Source organism: Microcystis sp. M144S2 (assembly GCF_020246065.1).
Classification (GTDB): domain Bacteria; phylum Cyanobacteriota; class Cyanobacteriia; order Cyanobacteriales; family Microcystaceae; genus Microcystis; species Microcystis ichthyoblabe_A.
Genome location: NZ_JADBTR010000107.1, coordinates 13,469 through 34,580, shown reverse-complemented (window position 1 = coordinate 34,580; position 21,112 = coordinate 13,469). Strand labels below are relative to the sequence as shown.

The following is a 21,112-nucleotide window of genomic DNA, read 5'->3' as shown; positions in this document are numbered from 1 at the left end:
TTTTATTGGCTCTCTCCAATCATTAAACTCGCTGTAAGTGTTCCTCTGACTAAAGTTAAGAACTAGACAACAACCTCAAAAGTAATCGACATAGCAGCCATCTGTCGAGTATCAATCTGACGCACTCTTGAAGTATAAACTCTCCCACTCCCCCGACTACCCCCATCTAAATCATCCAGAAGGCTAGAAATCGCCTCATCTGGCTGAGTTAAATCTATAGGTGTCCCTCTCAGATTATCCCCCCTCTCTGTAGCTAAAACCCGCAACAATTCCACAGCTTTGGTTAGAGGAGTCGTAGTAGCAATAACCAACACTTCGGCTATTCCCGTTTCACCCTCTACCTTAAATTTATACAATTCCCCTCGATTTTGATCGGGAATCTGAATTTTTTCCCCTGGAGTCACAGGAGAATTATCTCCCGTCCCCGGTAAAGGCGAAAGCACGGTAAGCGTCCCATCTACGCTAATAAGTAAAACAGTAATATAGAGAGGAACTAACTCGTTATTTTGTACGAGAAATTGTACTTGAGTCTCTTGCTTGATTTTTTGCGCGTTACTGGTTAAACCGCGCACCCCTCTATTTTGACTGAAACTGCCTGACTTTGCACCCCTAACTGTAAACGATTCTGCCACCAATTGGCCGCCATCTACCGTTTCCATCGCCGCAGCTACACTCAAGCGAGAGGAAGTCGCATTGAGGGTTAGCTTGACTAACCTCGCTGCTAACAAGGATTTTAGTTTCGCTTGCAATCGTTTGACTCCATCAGTTACACTTTCTCCTGAAATCCCAGCTGAACCCGGAATCAGATCCGCAGCCAGAGAAAATAGAGCCAGACTACCTATTTCTGGTAAGGGAGTCACTTTAAGTTTCTGCAATTGTTGATAGTAAAAGGGAGTCACTCGACCCAGAAAATAGTGGATATCTGTCTCATCTGAGGAAACCGCTTCGATGGATTTAATCCCTTGTAAAGCTTGCTTGGCGGCTGCTTGTTCCTGTCCTAAGGAAGCATCTAAACCAATTCGGAGAGTTAAGTCCCTGGGAATAGCCCGCGATCGCTCTTGAAGTAGAGTCCCGGAAGCAATGTTATCTCTTGTCTGCATCAGTTTCCCTTTAGCTGTCAACTCTTGACGGGACTCTATCTGAACTTGACCTCGTTCTTTCCCTTCCCCATCCACTAAAGTTAAAATTGCCCTCCGACCGAATGCTGCTAAGGTACGCGGATCGATCCCTCCCAAAAACAGATCCACCCGATTTCCCTGCACTTGAGTGACCACAACTTCAGCAGGGATTTTCTGATCTGGTTTGAGAAAATAAACCGCTTGCTCGCTGTTGTTACTTCCCTCCCTAGTATTAAATTCCGGTTGCTGTAATAAACCAGCCGTCGGGAAATATTCGCGTAAAATGCGATCGGTAGTAGCCGTCGCACTTATCATTACTTGACTAACTGAATCGCCTCCGGTTTGCTGCCAGAGATAGCGAGTCAAGATATATGTAAAGATACCGGCAGCCGTATCACCAAAGGAAGCATCGATCGCCGTTTGGTCAGTTCTAGCAGCCGCCAGCATTATGCCTTTGGGAACGCCTTTTTTTCGCTCTGTGGCCAAGTCTGAAGCGGTCAAGTTGAGTCTGGACATCAGTTGTTTTTGATATTCCTGTTCCTGGGGACTTGCTAACAGTTGGATGTTAGAGTTTTCAGTCCGGTTTAACTCCCGATTTCCAGGGCGCGATCGCACAGTTAAGATGCCCTTTCTCGCCCCTCCAGAGTGACAACTATCCAGAATAAAAGTGACATTTTCTGTATTAATTGCTTGCATCAACAACCACAAAGTATGACCTGTAATATCATTGACTTTTCCTCCTTTATTGGGATAACCTGGAGGCAGAATGCTATCAACAGGAACAATCGTGCTAACTTGCCCATCTTGAAAAATTTGATCGGGATCAAAAACTTGAGAACCATGACCAGAAAAGTGAAAAACTACCACATCACCGGGTTGCGCCCATTGAATTAAATGTTCCTCAAACGCTTGTAGGATATTCTCACGAGTTGCTTCATGATCAGTTAAAAGCAAAATTTGATCGGACTCGAATCCAAAACGGTGAATGAGTAATTCCTGTTGTAGTTTGACATCATTGACTGCGCCTTCAAGGGTTATCCATCTAGTATCGGGGTAATTATTAACACCCACTAATAATGCCCGTTTACGAGGTGTATTCTCTGCCAGTACGCTACGATAAAGAATGGCTCGCTGTTTCAATTCCAACTGGCTTAATCCTAAAGTGGCTAATAAAGAACCAGTCAGGGATAGTAATTGCCTACGCTTAATTCTAGTCATAAAATTTCCCTACCTATTTAATACTACCAAATCTTGATACTGAAAGCATTTATTATTGTGATTTTGGGGGAATTTGCCCGGCCGTTAAGGTGACAATTTAGCCATCTTTTAAAATGCTGATAGACTCTCCTAGTCGGTGTCTCTCCATCGCCTCCGCAATCGCTATTCTCACACCAGCATCGATTTTCTGATGCAGTTCTGTTAAGGTGGATTCAGTCAATTGAGTTCCAGATAGATAATCCAAGTATCGCATAAGGATAAATACAACTGGGTCACGTTAATAAGCTAAGACGCATTTAAACCGCTTATTCTTAGATTAGCCGAACCTCCTCCAATCCCTTTACTGTTGCCTTTTGCCTCGTCTCAACAAGCAATTTAAATTACGAACAGCTTACGTCCCCGCTCATAACGACGACGAACCACATCTTCGGGAATATTATGCCACTGGCTACCTTTCTGTGAACTCTCTCTAAAGACTGATGATTTCCTCCTCTTCTTTTCTGTGTACTTTGTCCGCCTAAATCTTTTAAACTAGAAACATCGGAACTCAATACTGGAGAAACTTCTTATGTCGGAAACCTCTTATCTTTAATTCCACCCACTTACTTAGGAAATCACCATGGAACTTTATCAACGAATAGCCGATTTTTATGACTCCTCTAGTGGACTGTGGGAAAGGATTTGGGGCGAACATATGCACCATGGCTACTACGGTCGCGGTGGCAAGATTAAACTCGATCGCCGTCAGGCACAAATTGATTTAATAGAAGAATTATTAACTTGGGGTGGTGTCACCGGCGCTAATCAGATTCTCGATGTGGGTTGTGGCATTGGTGGCAGTAGCCTTTATCTGGCAGAAAAATTTCACAGTCAAGCGGTGGGGATTACCCTTTCCCCGGTACAAGCCGCTAGAGCCAGCCAAAGAGCGCAAGAGTTCAATTTAGAAGAACAAGTCAGTTTTTGTGTGGCTGATGCCCTAAAAACCCCCTTTCCTGAGAATAATTTTGATCTGGTCTGGTCTTTGGAAAGTGGCGAACATATGCCCGATAAAAGGCAATTTCTGCGGGAATGTTATCGGGTTTTGCAGCCCGGAGGGACTTTTTTGATGGCTACTTGGTGTCATCGTCCCACCACTTCCCTGGCCGGTAATTTAACGGAAGGGGAGATTAAACTATTAAACGAGATTTATCAGGTTTATTGTCTGCCCTATGTGATTTCTTTGCCAGAATACGCCGATATTGCCCGTGAAGTTGGCTTTCAAGACCTAAAAACCGATGATTGGTCCCTATCGGTGGCCGCTTTTTGGGATGTGGTGATTGACTCGGCCCTAACCACAGATGCGATCGCTGGTTTGTTAGCAAGCGGTTATACTACTATCCAAGGGGCCTTATCTTTAGGGTTAATGCGGCGCGGTTACGAGTCGGGTTTAATTCGTTTTGGCCTACTGCAAGGGAAAAAATAAAGGCTGATCTCTCCATTTCTTTTTAACAAAACTTAACAATTATTGGCAAAATTTTGCTTGCTTTTCTGGGGAGATTTTGAGATAATACTTCTAAAAGATTTTATTCATAATGGAAGTATTGACAATCGCCCGAACTTGCACAGATTCCCATTATAAAAAAAGCATAACGCAAACCGCCGCCTAAGTCAAGCCCTTTTCCATACTTATGGGTGCGAATTTCCAGAAATCAAAAAAAAGGCTTTGGTGGGGGGCAGTGATCAGGTAGAACCTGAAAGGAGCGTTCCCAGGTTCTACCTGGGAACGAGATAAAAGTCGAATTAAATCCTGTTTTTGTTCGGCGGTGATCCCTTCTGCGCTGATCTCTCCATTTCTTTTTAACAAAACTTAACAATTATTGGCAAAATTTTGCTTGCTTTTCTGGGGAGATTTTGAGATAATACTTCTAAAAGATTTTATTCATAATGGAAGTATTGACAACCACCCAAATTTGCACAGATTCCCATTATAAGAAAAGTATAACGCAAACCGCCGCCTAAGTCAATCCCTTTCCCATACTTATGGGTGCGAATTTCCAGAAATCAAAAAAAAGGCTTTGGTGGGGGGCAGTGATCAGGTAGAACCGGGGAACGAGATAATCTTCAAGCAAGATTCTGTATTTCTAAAATTCTACACTTAGGTTTTCCTAAAATGGCTCAGGGCAGATTTGAACTGCCGACCTTGGGCTTATGAGTCCCCTGCTCTGACCAACTGAGCTACTAAGCCGTTGTTTACACAGTTATCAATCATAACACACAATCACCCAATTGCACAAGAGCAAAAAAGGGAAGATTTTTTCTTCCCTTTGCGGGCATCTTTAACGTCTGCCTGGCAGGAAAGCGATGGGATTAACTGCGCCCTGGCCGGAGGGGTGAACCTCGAAATGGAGGTGAGGGCCGGTGCTAAAACCGGTGCTACCCATCTGGGCGATTGGCTCGCCTTGCTCAACAGTTTGGCCGCGACGCACCAGCAGACGGCTGTTATGGGCATAGAGAGTGACGCTACCATCGGGGTGACGCAGTTTCACCAGATTGCCATAACCGCCAGAATTCCAACCGGAGGAGATTACTTCACCGGCGGCCGCCGCCACAACTGGTGTACCCACTGGACCGGCGATATCGATGCCGCGATGAGGTCTGCCCCAGCGCCAACCGAAACCGGAGGTTAACACACCTCTAGTGGGCCAAATAAAGCCGGTAAAAATGGGGGCGGGATTAGGTAAATGCTCATCGGGATTAGCGAGGGGAGGAAGGGAAGGTTCTACGGTTTCGCCGACGGGAATTCGTAGGCGGTCATTATATTCTTCCACATTGGTAGGAGCCGAACCGATAATCTGGGGGGGGATGCTTTGGTTAGAACGCGAACGAAGGGCAGTCCATTGGGGATTAGCGGTTATTTGCCGATCCTCGACAGTTTCTGCGGGATTATCGACGGGAATAGCGATACTTTTCTGGGTTTCCGAAAGGTTAGTTTCCCGCAGATTAGCCACCTCTTGGCGCAATCTTTCCCGATAGCTGCCGGTGATATTTTCGGGGAATTCTTCCGTCCCCGTGGTGGCAGTTTCCGGGGGCGGATTTTGTCGATTGCTGGGGTTAAAGGACAACCTAGTGCGATCGCCGACCAAGGGGGTAAGATTTTGATTAACTCTAGCGTTGGCAGAGCGATCGGGAACCACTAGGGTTTGATTGACTTTAATCCGGTTGGGGTTGTCAATGCCGTTTTCCCTAGCTAATTCGGCGGGGGTGATGCCGAGAGCGCGAGCGATCGTGTTTAAGGTATCCCCGGGCCGAACCCGATAAACTTGGTTTTCTGGCGGAACTATGACGCGAGGATTGGGAACGGCGGGAATTTCAGTCACAGGAGCCGGATTTCGTAGGGCAACGCTGGGAATTTCCGGTCTGCTTGTCAAGGGAGGATTAAGGGGAATTGTGGCTATCGGGCGATCGCTTTCAGGGGTGGGAACGGGAATCGGGATCACCTGGCTAGTTGGTCGGGGGGATTCTTCGGGAGCGATAACGGGAATCTCGACGCTAGTTGGCGAATTATCGGGAACGAGAGCGGTGGTTTCAGTAACGATTACCGTTTCCCCGGAATTGGACTGATGGGGGGTTTCCTCGGTTCGCAAGGCGGCCAAACTTTCTTGGAGACGTTGACGGGTTTGACGCAGACTAGCAGAGGAACTATCCAACTGCTCAGGAGTTGCTGCCGGGGCTGCCGAGGGCAACTGCTCAGGAGTGGGTATTTTTAAAGTTTGTCCGATAATCAAATCGGAATGGGGGGAGAGATTATTGCTACTAGCGATCGCTGTGGGGGTGGTTTGATAGGTGTCGGCTAAACTCCACAGGGACTCTCCCGATTTTACTTGATGCTCAACCACTGATGTGGCGATGAATTTGACGGTGGCGAGTGCTTGGGATTGGATTATTTGCGGTTCTTTTAGTTCTTTACCCGCAGCTTTGGCTTTTTGGGCCAGGTCAATCACTTCCCATTCTAAGGGTACAGAATTGGCGGCCTGGGCTGATTCTGAGGTGGAGTTGAGAATGCTAGGTACTCCCAGAGAGAGTGCTAATCCCAGTAGAGCAACTGAGTAACGGACTCGGTTAGACTCAGCGGTGCAATTCTGTTCTGGGGTAGCGGATGTCATGGGGTTGTGGATAAAAGTCTCTTTCAAACAGACCTCCTGTGGTGTAAAGAGTTAGCTAGAGCCAGTGGATTAAGCCGATGGGTCTAGCTTTCAGCATTAGCCTTGAGGCTAGAGTAGAAGTTAAGCAACTTTACTTTTTAGTCAAAATACCTAAAGGTGACTTTTAGGTGAGATTAACTTAGATTTTGAAATTATGCAAGTCTATCTCTGACCATTAGCACCGGGATCACAGCAAGTTGGTGACATTTTGAATGTCCAGATTGACGATGCTCTATCTCAGATGTTCCAAGCTGATCAGCATTTTTCGTCCTGCCAATTTTTGCCAATTTTTTGATAGAAAATTTTTATCGGTTTTGCCGTTTACTAAAGAAATTATTAATGATTCGCCGCTCGCAAGGAGCAATGATGGCTATTGGGGGGGGCAATAATTAGGGTTTGCCCAAAAAGTTTTTCGTGGGGTGTGGGGTGTGGGGTGTGGGCTTCGGCCGTGAGCTCAGCCGAACGGGTGTGGGGTGTGGGATTTTACCGATTTTCAGGGAAAAAGTCAAAATTTCGCCTCCCACAAGGTTTTTAGATTTAATCAGCCAACCCTAATTAAAAAGAATACACGGCAGTTTTGATATTTTGGTAGTTATCATCTAGGTCTGATTCTAGGAGAATAATCGCAGTAATTCTTCTAGTCATCTCGCTTACTTCCTGCACTTCTGCGATAGTTAATCCCCGTCCTAATAATTTTTCCTCGCGATAACTTAGCCATTTTTTAATGACTTGATAACCCCCGATGGTATATTCCCACACCCGGGCCGGTATATTTTGCCAATAGGCTCGATCGTTGAGATAAATATCATAGGTTTTGGTTCCTAATAATTTTCGCATTTCTGGGCTAATTACGCTCATTTCTGCGGTTGTATATTGTCTGGCGATCGCTTTTCCTTTACCCGGCATTGTCACACCATTTTTACCCCCGTGTCCCCAACCGACGTTAATAATTAAATCCCCCTTATCTGGGTTTAAATTTCCCCCATCAGTGCAGGAAATCAAGGCGATTTTTTGCAGTGCAGGGGTCGGTTTTTTGGTGACTCCTATAACGGGGTTTTCTGTGTCTAAAAGAGATGCGATCGCTTGTCCTAGTTGGGCAGATTTAATTAATAATTCTTGGCTATTAGGAAGGGGAATCCTTGGGAAGTCTTGACGAATACCGTCGGCATTTTCCCGAAGATACAAGGGAGAGTACCCAATCGCTAATGCGTGCAGCCAAATTAAGGAAGCATTCTCGATATTTTCATCAAGATTATTAATACCCAGTTGATTTAAGTATTGACGAGATTTTTCCGATAGATTGGCTGTTAGAGTGGTGTTGATAAATTCTTGTGTATTGAATAATGAGGCTGTTTTATTTTCAGTTAATTTAGTCCTTAGACGGATAGGAAAACAGGAAGCATCAGGAGATAAGAGATGATCGTCAGATAATCCTATCGCAAAATAAAAGGGAGAACCTTCGTCCGTTTTTGCTGATTTAAAACGACTGATTAAAAATGAATTTCCTTCCCAACATTGTAACCATAAGCTCGGTCTAGGTTCATTCCATAAAGGACGAACAGCAGTATAATAACAATATCTAACATCAAAAGGTCTAATTATGTATCGTTGTAAATTTTTTGAATTATAAGATTCTAAATTTAGGATTTTAATTCGAGCTTTCTTGGCATCAAAACGAGCGGCATCTTCCGTTAATCCAGTTTTTAAGGTTTTAAGTTCTTCCCATGTTATCGAAGTATCATAATACATTTTAATTCTTTTTTCTAAACTTGATTTATCAATATCAATTAATGCTCCTCCCCTTTTTTCCATTAATCCATTGCTAGGTGGTTCTTTACATAAATCTGTTAACTTTGGCCATGCTAAATAGTGAGAGGAAACATCGGAGGGACGGAAAGAATAACGATTAGATTGTTCTGGGTTAGAGACTTGATACAAAGCATCAAAATCTTGATTATTTAAACTATCTAATAACTGTTCTCGTTTAGCAACTCCCCAGAAATGGCGAAAATAGACATCAACATTTTTATTCCTTACTTCCTTTCTTACCATTAGTCCGATAGTTGTCCCGACTCGAATCCCTTCCTTATTGTATTGAGTAGAAAAAACACTAGGATCGGGATTACCTTCAGGGGTTAACTTTCCTGTTTCGCGACTATCACCATTGAGACAATCAAACCAAAGGCGATCAAATTCTTGTAAAAATCTTTGCCGCATCATCACAAAAGAAGGATCACCGAGATAGGAAAAATTAGAAATATAACAAACAACCCCTTTACCAGTATTTTCTGAAATACATCTTTCCGCTAAACGGAAAAAGCGCACATATAACTCATCCAAATTAAACTTTTTAATCCCCCAATCGGAGATTAAACCCTGTTTATACACTTCCACTAAACCTGCTTCTTCTGCGGGACTGGTTCCAGCAAAAGCATTGTAGGGAGGATTACCGAGAATAACTAAAATCGGTTTACCGCGCTTAACTTCATCGGCTGCCTCTCGTTCCTTATTTAACTCCGGAAAACTTAATTGTAGCTGTTGAATTTTCTGTTTACTTTCCTCATCGGGAGGTTGCCAACCGGTTAAAGCATTAGTCAGATAAATCCCCACCCGTTCACTATCTTCTATTAAAGGTACACCCAAACTTTGCAGGAATAAACCTAATTGTAGATGAGCGACGACAAAAGGAGCGGTTAAAATCTCGAAACCGAAAATTCTTTCTATGGCTGCCTTTTTCACCAAAGCCATGGCTAAAGCACCCGCCCCATTTTCCTGTAAAGTATCGGTAATATAGCGCAAAACCTCGACTAAATAAGCACCAGTTCCACAGCAAGGATCGAGAACATAAACATCGGGATTAGCTAAACCGTCCTCAATATTTAATTCTTCTCGTAAAACTCGATCGACTCGCGCTACCATATAGCGAACAATTTCTGGAGGAGTGTACCAAACTCCCAATTCTTTGCGTAAATCGGGATCAAAAGCTTGCAAAAATGGTTCATAGAAATACTGTACCGCTTGTCCCTCATCGAATTGACGAAAAAATTCCTCTCGTCGCACTCGATTTAAAGCTGCACCGGTCCAATTCAAAACTTCTACTAATCCCAAAGATTTTAACTTACTCGGTGCGGCGATCTGCTCAAATAGGATCGCTAACATGGGAACATGGAGATGGTGGGCTGCGGATTTCCAATCGAACTTATCCTCTTTATCCTCGCGATTGAGGTTTTGCTTGTGCCATAATACCCAAGCGGAGAATAAACCATAAAAGAGGGTTTGCACGAGGGTAGAACGGAAAAATTTATTCCCCTGTTCCCGTTCAAATTTGATACCTAGGGCATTTTCTAAAGCTTGACGAATATTGGCCAGAGCGGGAAGATCGGAATGATGTTCTAAGCGTGCTTTTGCGTCCCGCGCATAGGAAGCAAGAAACCAAGCAACATCGGCCGGTGAGGTGATAGGAGCCGCCTGTAAAAGCACTCTCTTTAGGTATTCTAAGAGGCTATCACCGTGTTCGGCGGCAAATTTGGATGGATTTGAGGTTTTTAGCCAAAACTCGGCTTCTGACGGGGCTAAACTATAGGCTTCTAATTCTACCGGTTGACCTTGGCTATTGCGACCGATGAGCAGAAAATCGCGATAATTGCTGACTAATACTTGACCGTATTTTTGCCAGTATTTTTGTACTTGCTCGCTGGCGGCGATTTTTTTTATATCTTCTTTGGTTCCCTTAATCTCGATCGCGCCTCTTTCGGGAAAAATCGCCGTAAAAGGTTCTAATTCTTGATTTTTGGGGAATTGATCGACGTTAAAAAGTCCCCCGTCCGGCAATCCCGCACCCTGATTTCTGAGGTTGATAATGCAGCGCACTCGCGGTTTTAGGGTTTTACCGATTTCGTTAAGGAGAGTTTCGAGAGTGCCGTAGTAGGAGGTTTCTTTTACCGCTGCTTGGGAGGAGTGGATTTCGTGCAGGTTGCGAAAATAATTAACGAGGGGATTCATGAGACGTCTTGTGAAAACTAAAAATTGTTGTTAGGGTTAGGAGTCGGTCGTCAGGATAATTAGGAATGAATAATAATTAACTAAGTAGTCTATTTACATATTTTATGCTATTTAATCCTTATTTGGGCTGTTTTTGAACCCTCAAAGGCTCTTGTCTGAGTGCATGGGTGTCTGTGCTAACCAAGAAGTTAATTTTGTCCTACTACTGCTTGTTCTAAGGCTCTGCCTTGGAACATAATATATAAGTGGGGTTTCCCCATCACTATAAGCTGTTTTATTTGAGCTTGATAGCCCACCTCAACCTGATGGAGGTACAATTAATAGATCTCTGGTAAAAGTCCTAAATCCCTCAATCCAAAATCCAAAATTAGAAATCTTCAATTTCTCTGATTTATGCAAGAGGTATAATGTGAAATATCAAATTCAATTCAAGCCTAAAGCTATCAAAGACTTAGAAAAACTTTCTTCTCAAGATCGGACTAGGATTATGGCTAAAATTGAAGCAATGAAGGATAATTTACAAGGAGATGTCAAGCAATTAAAGAATTTTACGCCTAATTATCACTTAAGGGTGGGTAACTATCGAATTCTATTTGAGGTTGAAGAAATCACTTTAAAATATCTACAATTAAATTAAGGAGAAAACAATGATTGAATTACATCCTGAATTCTTAATCAAAAATGGCAAAAAAGAATTTGCTGTTTTAACTTATGAGGAGTTTATGAAAATTAAAGAAATCTTAGAAGACTTAGAGGATTTGGAAGATTTAATACAGGCAAAAGAAGAAGAAAAAGATAGTCAAACTTATTCTCTAGATGAGGTTAAGAAGATGCTAAATATTGATTGATTGCTTGTATCTTGCTTTAATTCTACTATTTCGCAGATGGGAAAAAATAGAGTTCCCCTTGTATCTCTAAATCCGGCTCGTTTTCCTACTTTTCGAGAGTTTTCGTCTATTTCACAAGAATATACACAGTCATAACCAACGCTCTCGACAGCTAATCTAAATCCTCCAATACCAGCAAAAAGATCGATAAATCTGAGTTTTTCGTTTGTCATTGCCAAATTATGACATCAAAGAAATTAATCAATGGGTGCGTTAACCAAGAGTAACGCACCCCGAGGAAATTACACCGAAGTTAAGGTTTTCTCCGCGCTAATTTGCGCTTCGGGACTATCCGCTTCCGAGGGAGGGACTACTTGCCAGAATTGACCGAGATAACTATCCCAATTAGCTAAAATTAACTTACCTTTGGGGCTATTAGTGCGTTCTACATGGGCCTCAATTAAAGATTTTAACTGTTCCGCACCGGCAGCCGTGGCAACCCGTTGAATCTTGACAATTTCGGGGTTAAGTTTCTCCGGTAGGGACGGATCAAGGATATAAGCTAATCCTCCCGTCATCCCGGCGCCGACGTTGCGACCGACGGAACCAAGCACGACAATTACCCCACCGGTCATGTATTCACAGAGGTGATCCCCGGCCCCTTCGATAACTGCTTTCGCGGTGGAATTGCGGACAGCAAAGCGTTCACCAGCGCGACCATTAGCGTATAATACCCCACCGGTGGCCCCGTAGAGACAGGTATTACCGATAATAGCGTTATCTTCGGGCTGATAATTGGCGTTTTGGGGCGGTAAGATGACAATTTCGCCGCCGTAGATGCCTTTACCCACATAATCGTTAGCTTCTCCCTCTAAATGGAGATTGACACCGGGTAAATTAAAGGCTCCGAAACTTTGACCGGCCGCACCCTGGAAATTGAGCTTAATTTCGCCTTCAAAGCCGTCATTCCCGTATTTTTGGGCAATTACCCCCGCAATTCTCGCTCCGACAGAGCGATCGGTATTGACAATCCTGTAGGTTTTGCTGACGGTTTCCTGTTGTTCGATCGCCTGTTTAATCTCGCTATCGGCTAGAATATCGTCATCGAGAACAGCACCGTTACTATGTACTTCCTCGTGCTGCAGCCAAGAGCGATCGCCACGACCATCGGGTAAATTCAATAAACAATCGAGATTGAGGGATTCTGTCTTAGTTAAACGAGCATCGGAGCGCACTTTTAACAGATCTGCCCGGCCAATCACCTCATTTAAACTGTGATAGCCTAATTTCGCCAATAATTGCCGCGTTTCCTCAGCCACTAAAGTGAAGAAATTGACCACATGAGCGGGAATTCCTGGAAAACGAGCGCGGAGACGTTCCTGCTGGGTAGCGACTCCCACAGGGCAATTATTCGTGTGACAGACGCGGGCCATGATACACCCCTCAGCAATCATGGAAATGGAACCAAAACCGAATTCCTCCGCACCCATCAGAGCAGCCATGAGGATATCCCAACCGGTTTTTAGTCCTCCATCTGCGCGCAAAATCACCCGATGACGCAGTTGATTTTCCATTAACATCCGATGCACTTCCGTCACTCCCAATTCCCAGGGACTACCCGCGTGTTTGATCGAACTTAGGGGTGATGCACCTGTACCACCATCGTGGCCAGAAATCTGGATAATATCAGCGTTAGCTTTGGCAACTCCGGCCGCAATTGTACCGATACCGATCTCGGCCACTAATTTGACGGAAACTTTGGCCCGGGGGTTAATTTGGTGTAAATCGTAGATTAATTGTGCTAAATCTTCGATCGAGTAGATATCGTGGTGAGGAGGGGGAGAAATCAAAGTTACTCCCGGTTTCGATCGCCGTAACATGGCAATATAGGGACTGACTTTTTTCCCGGGTAATTGACCTCCTTCTCCCGGTTTTGCTCCCTGGGCCATTTTAATCTCTAGCTGTTTTCCACTCATTAAGTATTCGGGAGTGACTCCAAAACGACCCGAAGCTATCTGTTTAATGGCAGAATTAGCTGTATCACCGTTTTTTAAGCCGTTTAGGTGGGGCATGGTCACGGAATGTCCCTCGGCATCCACATCGCTTAAGCTGGTGTAACGGATCGGATCTTCTCCCCCTTCTCCAGAATTGGACTTACCTCCGATGCGATTCATGGCGATCGCTAGGGTTTCGTGTGCTTCCCGGCCCAAGGCACCGAGGGACATTCCCCCTGTGCAGAAGCGTTGCAGGATACTTTCGATCGATTCTACTGCTTCGAGGGGAATTGAAGCTCGATCGCTGTTAAATTCTAATAAATCGCGTAAAGCGGTGACAGGTCTTTGCTGCAAGATTTGACGATAGGTTTCGTAATGGTCATATCCTTCCCCTTGGGAGTGAGCGGCCACGGCTTTATGGAGTGCTTTCGCCATTTCCGGGGAATTCATGTGGTATTCTCCCCCCGGACGGTAGTTGACAAAACCGTAGTTTTCTAGTTTTTTAGCGGTAAGATTGGGGAAAGCTTTACTGTGGAATGCGATCGCTTCTTGGGCCACTTCAGCAATGCTTAAACCCCCGACGCGACTGGTAGTACCGTTAAAAGCTAGTTTAACTAAATCTGCCGATAATCCGATCGCCTCAAAAATTTGCGCCCCATGGTAGGAAGATAGGAGAGAAATGCCCATTTTCGAGAGGATTTTCAGTAATCCCGCTTCTACGGATTTGCGGTAATTAATTAGGGCTTTTTCGAGGCTAATAGCTTCTAATTTGCCATTTTCCATCAATTTCTGAGTTTTTGGCTCGATCCACCACTGGGCGATCGTTTCTAGGGCCAGATAGGGACAGACTGCGGAAGCGCCATAACCAATTAGACAAGCGAAGTGATGGGTACTCCAACATTGGGCCGTGTCGATCACGATCGAAGCTTTTAAACGCAAGTGTGAGCGAATCAGGTGATGATGGACGGCACCAACGGCCAATAAAGGGGGAATATAGCTAGTTTTTTCGTCAATAGGAGCAGTTCTGTCACTAAGAATTAAAATTTCCGCTCCCGATGCTACTTTCTTGGCGGCCTCAGCGCACAAATTAGCGATCGCGGTTTCTAATCCCTGCGGTCCGGTGGTCAGATCATAAAGGGTAGAAAGTTCGGCTGTTTTGTAGCTAGAGGTTTTAACTTTGGCTAATTCCGCATTATTGAGCAGGGGAGAGTCTAATTTCAGTAAATGTGCGTCATCAACCCCTAATTTAAGTATATTGCCCCGTCGTCCCAGATACATAGTCAAGGACATGACTAAACTTTCGCGTAAAGGATCGATGGGAGGGTTAGTAACTTGGGCAAAACGTTGTTTAAAGTAATCGTAGAGAAGATGGGGTTTACTGGAGAGGACCGCTAGGGGAGTGTCATCACCCATACAGAAAGTCGGTTCTTTTCCCTGCTCTGCCATGGGGACGATAATCAGATCCACATCTTCGGATGTATAACCGAAAGCGGTTTGCAGGGGAAGGAGATTACTAGGGGTGGGAATGTCTATCGCTGTTTCTTTGTCAATAAAGGTGCGTTGGGATTTCACCCATTCACCGTAGGGATTAGCGCGGGCAATTTCCTGTTTAATCGGCCAATTACGCTTAATTTCGCCTTTTTCTAGGTCAACTGCGATCATTTGACCGGGGCCGAGACGACCTTTTTCCATAATGGTGGTTTCATCGAGGGGAATAGTTCCCGCTTCCGAGGAAACGACGATATAACCGGTGTTAGTAATGCTATAACGGGCCGGTCGCAAACCGTTGCGATCCAAACAAGCGCCGACGATTCCCCCGTCACTGAAGACCAGTAAAGCTGGGCCGTCCCAGGGTTCCTGTAAACCGCTATAGTATTCGTAGAAGTCGATAATTTCGGGATAATTCTGTAAATCCGGCTGATTATTGTAGGCCTCCGGCACTAGGATCATAGCCGCTTCTAGGGGACTGCGGCCGGTTCTCACCAATAATTCTAGGGCGCTATCGAGGTTATAGGAGTCGCTGTTAGCGGGGTTAACAATGGGAGTCAGGGATTGTAATTCTTCGTGGGTCCAACCTTGGGTTTCTAAAGCGGGTTCCCGGGCCGACATCCAGTTAATATTGCCCAAAAGGGTGTTAATTTCGCCGTTATGACCCAATAAACGCATCGGTTGAGCGAGGGGCCATTTGGGTTGGGTATTGGTGCTAAAACGACGGTGATAAATAGCGAATTGACTGCTATAGGCGGGATTTTGCAGGTCTAGATAGAATTCTCGCAGGATTTCGCCCCGTACCATGCCTTTATAGACAAGGGTGCGACAGGAAAAGGAACAGAAATAGAAATCATCGGCCAGTTGCTTACCGACTTCAGAACGGGCAATATAGAGTAGGCGATCGAATTGAGAACCGGCTAAATCGGGGGAAGTCACCAGAATTTGCTCGACGTAGGGTTGATTTTCCCTTGCTTGTCTTCCGAGGACTTGGGGATGGACGGGAACAGCACGCCAACCTAAAATCTTAATATTATATTTATTGACAATTTCCTCGATATGTGCTTTAGCCTCGGCGCGTTCTTGGGCCGCTTGGGGAAGAAAGACCATACCCACCCCTAGACGCTCAGATTCCGGCATATTTAAGCCATTTTCGGCGAACCAAGGAGCGAGGACATCTCTGGGGATAGCGGTCATCATACCGGAACCGTCCCCGGAATCCTGATCGGCGCTGCAGCCTCCCCGGTGTTCCAAACAACCTAAGGCTAAAAGGGCCTGTTCAATCAGTTGATGGCTGCCGGAACCGCGCACATCGGCAATAAAACCGACTCCGCAAGCGTCCCGCTCCTCTACGAGCCATCGTGGACCCCAATAGGGATCGATTTGGTGTATATTGTCGGTTTTTAGGTTATTTTGTTGCGCCATAGAAGTTATCCTTAGGGTCGTTGTCTAGAAGGGTGGGATAGTTGGTCTGCTGAAAGGGTCAATCTAGAATAGAATTTTTTTTGATCTTGCCGTTTCGATTGTCGCTGATTTTTCCTAATTTTTGCCTGTTGCCATCTTTATCTTGGCCGGTCTGAGGAATCACAGGTGATCTACCATGATATAGTAGCTCTCAGGAATTGTCATCGAAAATCCCCTGGATGGGGTGAAACATCCTGTTAGGTGCTTATTTTGGCAGAATATTCTCAGATTATAAATATTATTGGAGCAATGGGGTCAAATTCAGGACAAGACTTTCGCTAAAGAGGCAGGTAAATCGGCTAATTTTTCCACCACTGTCACCCCAGCTTCTTGAAAATGACGTAGGCTATCTTTTCTGGTATTCTTAGCGGCAACAGAGTAGGAAAGTTGGTTAGAAATAATTGTTTCTGTATCACCGAAATTGGTTTCAATCGCTGTATTTAACCCGACAAGATAGGCAATCACTGGTTTTTCGATCGCCGAGGCAATATATTTGGCCGCCTCGATTTCGGCCTTTCCTCCCACCTGACTGACGAGGAGAATTGCCTCGGTATTGTCATCTTCCTCAAAAACCTGCAACCATTGGGACAAATTGGAGCCAATAATGCCGTCAGTACCCAAATTTACCGCCATAGATTCACCATAACCGGCTGCTGTTAAAGTTTTCGCCACTTCATCCCCTATGCGATCGCCACGGGTGATCAGACCGATTGTCCCCGATTGATAAAAACTCGGTTCACAAATACCCAACCAAAGATAATTGGGAATAATCACACCCTGGCTGCCGGGGCCGAGAATTAATGTTCCGGTGGTACTAGCTATCTTTAATAATTCCACCAGATCCAAGGGGGGAACTCCGGGGGTGACGATAATTAATTGGGGAATGGCTGCTGCGATCGCTTCTAAGGCCGCATCTAGGACTTGATTGGGGGGGACTAAAATTAAACTGGTCTTGATTTCTCCGGCTTCAGCAACGGCCTCGGCCACTAGATCAAACACTGGTATCTCTGCGATTATCTCACCACCGTGGCCACTAGCCACCCCCGCTACTAAACAGGTTCCCTGAGCTTTCAATCGTGCCGCATAATATTTGCCTAGGGGTCGATCGATCCCTTGCATAATTATCTGATCTTTATCTGTCCATTTCATATATTAAGTGTTGGGAGTTGTTTCAGTAAACAGTAAACAGTAATCAGTAAACAGTAAACAGTAATCAGTGAGACACTGTTGATGGGAGTTTTTTTCAGTGGTCAGTAAACAGTACACAGGATTTGCTGAAAAAGTTTATTGGTGGGGTTAGGAGTCAGTCCCGATGCCAAAGTTGGCACCGCCAAGCCTGAAAGTAATACCTACTTCCCACTCCCCACTTCCCACTCCCCACTTCCCACTTTCCAGTCAGGAGTCAGTAGCCGGTCGTCGGTCGTCGGTCGTTTCAGGCTTTATTGCCCTCTTTTTTTGTACCAATATATGTACTAAAAGGAGGATGATGTCAGGTTTTTGAAGGTCCTAATCCTATTTTATGGCACTAACATCGGATTTTAACAGGTCAAAAGCCTTATTTATTTTAAAAGGTTTTTACCATTATTCAGCAAGCCCTAATTAGAAATTAGCGAAGCTTAATCCACATTCCCAAATCACCGTAATTCACCGCCATCGTCGCAATAATAGCGGTGCTTTGCTATAGCTAACGCTACTGAGAGGAACTATTTCTTTTCAAGGCAATTGCTAATTGTCTCAGTCGTTCACTAACTTCTAAATTAAATTCTTGAGATTTCAAATTAGCGGGTAATTCTGCTACAAGCTGAGGATTCTCTTTATACCATTCGTTTTGAGCGACACCTGCCCATGTTCCTTCTTTTTCTCGAAAAATATCCACTAATCCTCTTAATTCTTGAATACAGTAGGACTCAAATCCTGCAGCTTCAAAAATACCATGGCGTAGATATTCTTCAAAAGCGTTAATATCATTAGTTACTTCAAAGGTAACAACCTCTCTGGGTGGGGTTAATTGGTCAGCCAAATCGATCCAATTAACCCCAACTGTATCTACTGTCATTCCGATAACGTTTTTGGCAATTTCTGTTACACCTAACACCTGTTGACGAAGATTAGGATCAAAGAGTAAATCAGAACCATACTTAACGTATTTTTTTAAGACTCTAAAAGCAGGTTCATCTCCTTGATAATAGTTATCAATCAGTTCCACATCAGCCCCTAAGGATTTGACAATTTGGCTGCGGGTATCACTGTTAACAGGACCGCGAATTAATGCTTCAGCAACGGGACGAGCAAATCTTAAAAATAACACTGATAAGCTATTTTCTAAGCGAGTTAAAAACTCCTGTTCTGAATAACCAATTAATCGTTCTTTTACTTGAGAACTTCCCCATAATAAAGAGGACATATAATCGACTAATTTTAAGGCTTCATCTTTTAATTCTGCCGCTAATTGTCGAGCAAGGGCATCCAAAAATTTTCTAACATCCCCATACAAGTCATCCCGCCAGGCATAATTAGCTTTTGCCTTGTCGAAGTCTGGAAAAGAATTTGCATCAAAAATAATTTCTTTTTTTCTTAAAGTTTCTTGTCTTAATTTTGCCATTTCAATGGCTAACAGTTGCCCATAGCGTTCTTTAAACTTTTCGATACTACTAGAAGATTCGTTATTAACTTTTTCTAAGGGTTTGTTAATGGCAGATGTTTCATAAAAGTTTTGTAAATCAGCTTTTATCTGTTCCCATTTTCTATGCCACCATTCTGAAAAATCAATTCTTCTTCTCTCTTCTTCAAGGCGTTGTGCTTCTTCAGGATTTTCGGGAAATCTTTGACTGACAAAATGGTGAATGTCCTCTGAGGTGCTGACAATTTTATCAATGGAAGCTTCACAACGTTTCTTGAGAATTGCTACTCGCTCAGTATTAATATAATTAAAGATTTTTTGTTTAATTTCAGGGATTCCTGTAGCTTGAGTTCTTAACATTTTATCATCTATAATTCCAGTCAAAGTTTTTAATTTATCTTGAATATTACTGGCTTTTCCGATTTCTAATTGAGTATGTTCTTCCGCCAGATTATTTAAGATTAAATAAGCTCCTGCTGAACCAGAAACAATGCGATTAACCGGTAAATTAGCGCGTTTTGACCAATCCTGAGAGGCTTCTGTAATATGAGTTTTAAGGGCTTCTGGGCTACCAAGAGAGTCAATATGACTTAAAAAGACAAATAACTTATCAGCAATGGTGACATTCTTATCACCTTGTTCTGTAAATTTAATAATTTCTAATTCGGCTTCTCGAATACTGCGAAAACGCTGAATCACGATGACTGCATCACAGTCTGATAACATTTGTTGGGCTTCATCAACGTGCTTGGCTAACCCAGAATCTGAACCAGGAACATCATAAAAGACGATTCCTTCTGCTTGAGCGAGTTTATTAGTATAAAGTCGGGCTTCTAGGACCGCATGGGCGTATTTTTCATCGGCAACGTATTTTTTTAGTTTTTCTCGGATGTCTTCTAGTCGAGTAAAAGGAATAGATAAATTACCTTCTCGTCTGACTTGTTTTAGGGTGATTTCGTTTTCTCTAATGGTGTTTAAGTCTTCTTTTGCGCCAACGGTTTCTAATTCTTTGAGGAGATGAATAAATTGTTCTTCGCTGCGGGTTTGCACTTCTAATCTTTGTTCAGATTCGCTTTTAACGGAATAAATTTGAGTGGTGGTAAAGGTACATCTTCCCCCTTTGGCAGGAAGTAAATCACATTCTAACCATGCGTTAATAAAGGTACTTTTTCCAGCCTTTTCTAAGCCAACCACAGCGATACGAAATTCTCTTTTTCTCAGTCTTTCGAGTTGACGGTTAGCAGGTATTGCCTCTTGCATGAGGATTTCTGTTAATTGAGAGGGAACTTCAGCTTGGGGAAGTTTGGCTAAGTCAACGGCAAAATGTTGGATATTTAAGACATCACTGAGGCGGGTTTCATAGTAAGATGAGGCGGATTTCCAATCCATTAAATTAACTCCTTAAATACGGTTGAATGATTTGAGAACAGACGCATCTCTCAAGCGACCTAGCTGGATAATTTGACCTTCTTTATTCTTAGGTATATCCCTTTTAATAACATATTTAGTTTCTGCACCAATGATATCTTGTCCATTGGTTATGTCAATCCTAATATAAAATTTAAGTTGACTGTCTGGTGAAATTTCTTGAACAATTGTCTCTATAATTTTTTCATCAGCTTCCTCTTTTCTAATACATAAAAATTCTGGAGCAGATTCAATTAGTTGAATTATTCTCTCTCTATTTATCAGCTTTCCTTCAGTTAAGTCATAAACTGCTGATGCAGGAACAGCTAGACAAATCGCTGTAGGAATTGCACGTCCTTTTTCGGGTGATATATTTTGCTGTTGATCTTGGCTTAAAGACTTCGATTTTACTAATGCAAATCCTGAGAGTAAAATAAAAGCGGCAAATATCAAGAACTCCATTTGTGTTTTTTCCTCCAATTTTGTAAAAATAGACTTTTCCAGCCAAGTCGATAAGCCCCAAATATCGATTTTATCTATTAGAAAACTTTTTCTTACAGGATCAAAAAATTTTTTTACTATATTATCATAAATAATGCTGAAATCGTTTTCTAGGTAGGAATTAGTTTCAATCCCAAAACACTCGCAAACTTTCTTTGCTTTTACTTCATCTTTCTCTAGTAGATTAATGACTTTATAAAGTACCCCCCTTTTCTCAGATTTAATTTGGGAATATATTTTATTAATGTCAAATCGTTCATTGATTAGAGATTGAAAGCGATCATTAGCCATT

The 21,112-nt window shown here is 43.5% G+C and carries 12 protein-coding genes and 1 tRNA gene; 3 read left to right on the top strand and 10 right to left on the bottom strand.

The genetic code is table 11. The features are described 5' to 3' along the window. Window positions 1–62 precede the first annotated feature (62 nt). Window positions 63–2,336 (bottom strand): caspase family protein, encoded by a 2,274-nt coding sequence (locus IM462_RS13060; protein ID WP_287701562.1) that lies wholly within the window; start codon window positions 2,334–2,336, stop codon window positions 63–65. Window positions 2,337–2,433: 97 nt separating this feature from the next. Beyond that, entirely contained in the window at window positions 2,434–2,556 is a 123-nt protein-coding gene (locus tag IM462_RS13055) for a hypothetical protein (RefSeq protein ID WP_271948630.1), read from the bottom strand. 399 nt (window positions 2,557–2,955) lie between these two features. On the opposite strand from IM462_RS13055, the gene IM462_RS13050 reads away from it, so the two are divergent. Continuing rightward, window positions 2,956–3,798 carry a methyltransferase domain-containing protein gene (locus IM462_RS13050; RefSeq protein WP_287701558.1) on the top strand — a complete coding sequence of 281 codons (843 nt, stop codon included), beginning with the start codon at window positions 2,956–2,958 and terminating at the stop codon, window positions 3,796–3,798. A 688-nt stretch (window positions 3,799–4,486) separates the two neighbouring features. Here IM462_RS13050 and IM462_RS13045 read toward each other — a convergent pair. The 3 genes from IM462_RS13045 to IM462_RS13035 form a co-directional block, all read right to left on the bottom strand. Continuing rightward, window positions 4,487–4,560 (bottom strand) — tRNA-Met (locus tag IM462_RS13045). A gap of 91 nt (window positions 4,561–4,651) precedes the next feature. After that, complete coding sequence (locus IM462_RS13040) at window positions 4,652–6,478, bottom strand: peptidoglycan DD-metalloendopeptidase family protein (protein WP_287701556.1); 1,827 nt, start codon at window positions 6,476–6,478, stop codon at window positions 4,652–4,654. A 594-nt stretch (window positions 6,479–7,072) separates the two neighbouring features. Further along, window positions 7,073–10,519: a type ISP restriction/modification enzyme gene (locus IM462_RS13035; protein WP_287701554.1), complete on the bottom strand. Its 3,447-nt coding sequence runs from the start codon at window positions 10,517–10,519 to the stop codon at window positions 7,073–7,075. Between the two features lie 409 nt (window positions 10,520–10,928). Between IM462_RS13035 and IM462_RS13030 the strand changes: the two genes are divergently transcribed. Both IM462_RS13030 and IM462_RS13025 read left to right on the top strand, forming a co-directional pair. Further along, window positions 10,929–11,156: a type II toxin-antitoxin system RelE family toxin gene (locus IM462_RS13030; protein WP_287701552.1), complete on the top strand. Its 228-nt coding sequence runs from the start codon at window positions 10,929–10,931 to the stop codon at window positions 11,154–11,156. A gap of 10 nt (window positions 11,157–11,166) precedes the next feature. Then, window positions 11,167–11,367: a hypothetical protein gene (locus IM462_RS13025; protein ID WP_012265925.1), complete on the top strand. Its 201-nt coding sequence runs from the start codon at window positions 11,167–11,169 to the stop codon at window positions 11,365–11,367. Here the strand turns inward: IM462_RS13025 and IM462_RS13020 are convergent. The 5 genes from IM462_RS13020 to IM462_RS13000 all read right to left on the bottom strand — a co-directional run bounded on the left by IM462_RS13020 (window position 11,325) and on the right by IM462_RS13000 (window position 21,111). Further along, entirely contained in the window at window positions 11,325–11,579 is a 255-nt protein-coding gene (locus tag IM462_RS13020; RefSeq protein WP_287701549.1) for a DNA cytosine methyltransferase, read from the bottom strand. The two genes, IM462_RS13025 and IM462_RS13020, sit on opposite strands and share 43 nt — an antisense overlap. A gap of 69 nt (window positions 11,580–11,648) precedes the next feature. Next, window positions 11,649–16,253 carry a glutamate synthase large subunit gene (gene gltB / locus IM462_RS13015; RefSeq protein WP_287701547.1) on the bottom strand — a complete coding sequence of 1,535 codons (4,605 nt, stop codon included), beginning with the start codon at window positions 16,251–16,253 and terminating at the stop codon, window positions 11,649–11,651. A gap of 300 nt (window positions 16,254–16,553) precedes the next feature. Further along, a complete protein-coding gene (locus tag IM462_RS13010; RefSeq protein WP_104396249.1) occupies window positions 16,554–17,441 on the bottom strand; it encodes a succinate--CoA ligase subunit alpha in 888 nt (295 codons plus the stop codon). A gap of 541 nt (window positions 17,442–17,982) precedes the next feature. Continuing rightward, entirely contained in the window at window positions 17,983–20,301 is a 2,319-nt protein-coding gene (locus IM462_RS13005; RefSeq protein WP_287701546.1) for a dynamin family protein, read from the bottom strand. A gap of 12 nt (window positions 20,302–20,313) precedes the next feature. Further along, window positions 20,314–21,111 (bottom strand): hypothetical protein, encoded by a 798-nt coding sequence (locus IM462_RS13000; RefSeq protein WP_287701544.1) that lies wholly within the window; start codon window positions 21,109–21,111, stop codon window positions 20,314–20,316. Window position 21,112: the final 1 nt, after the last annotated feature.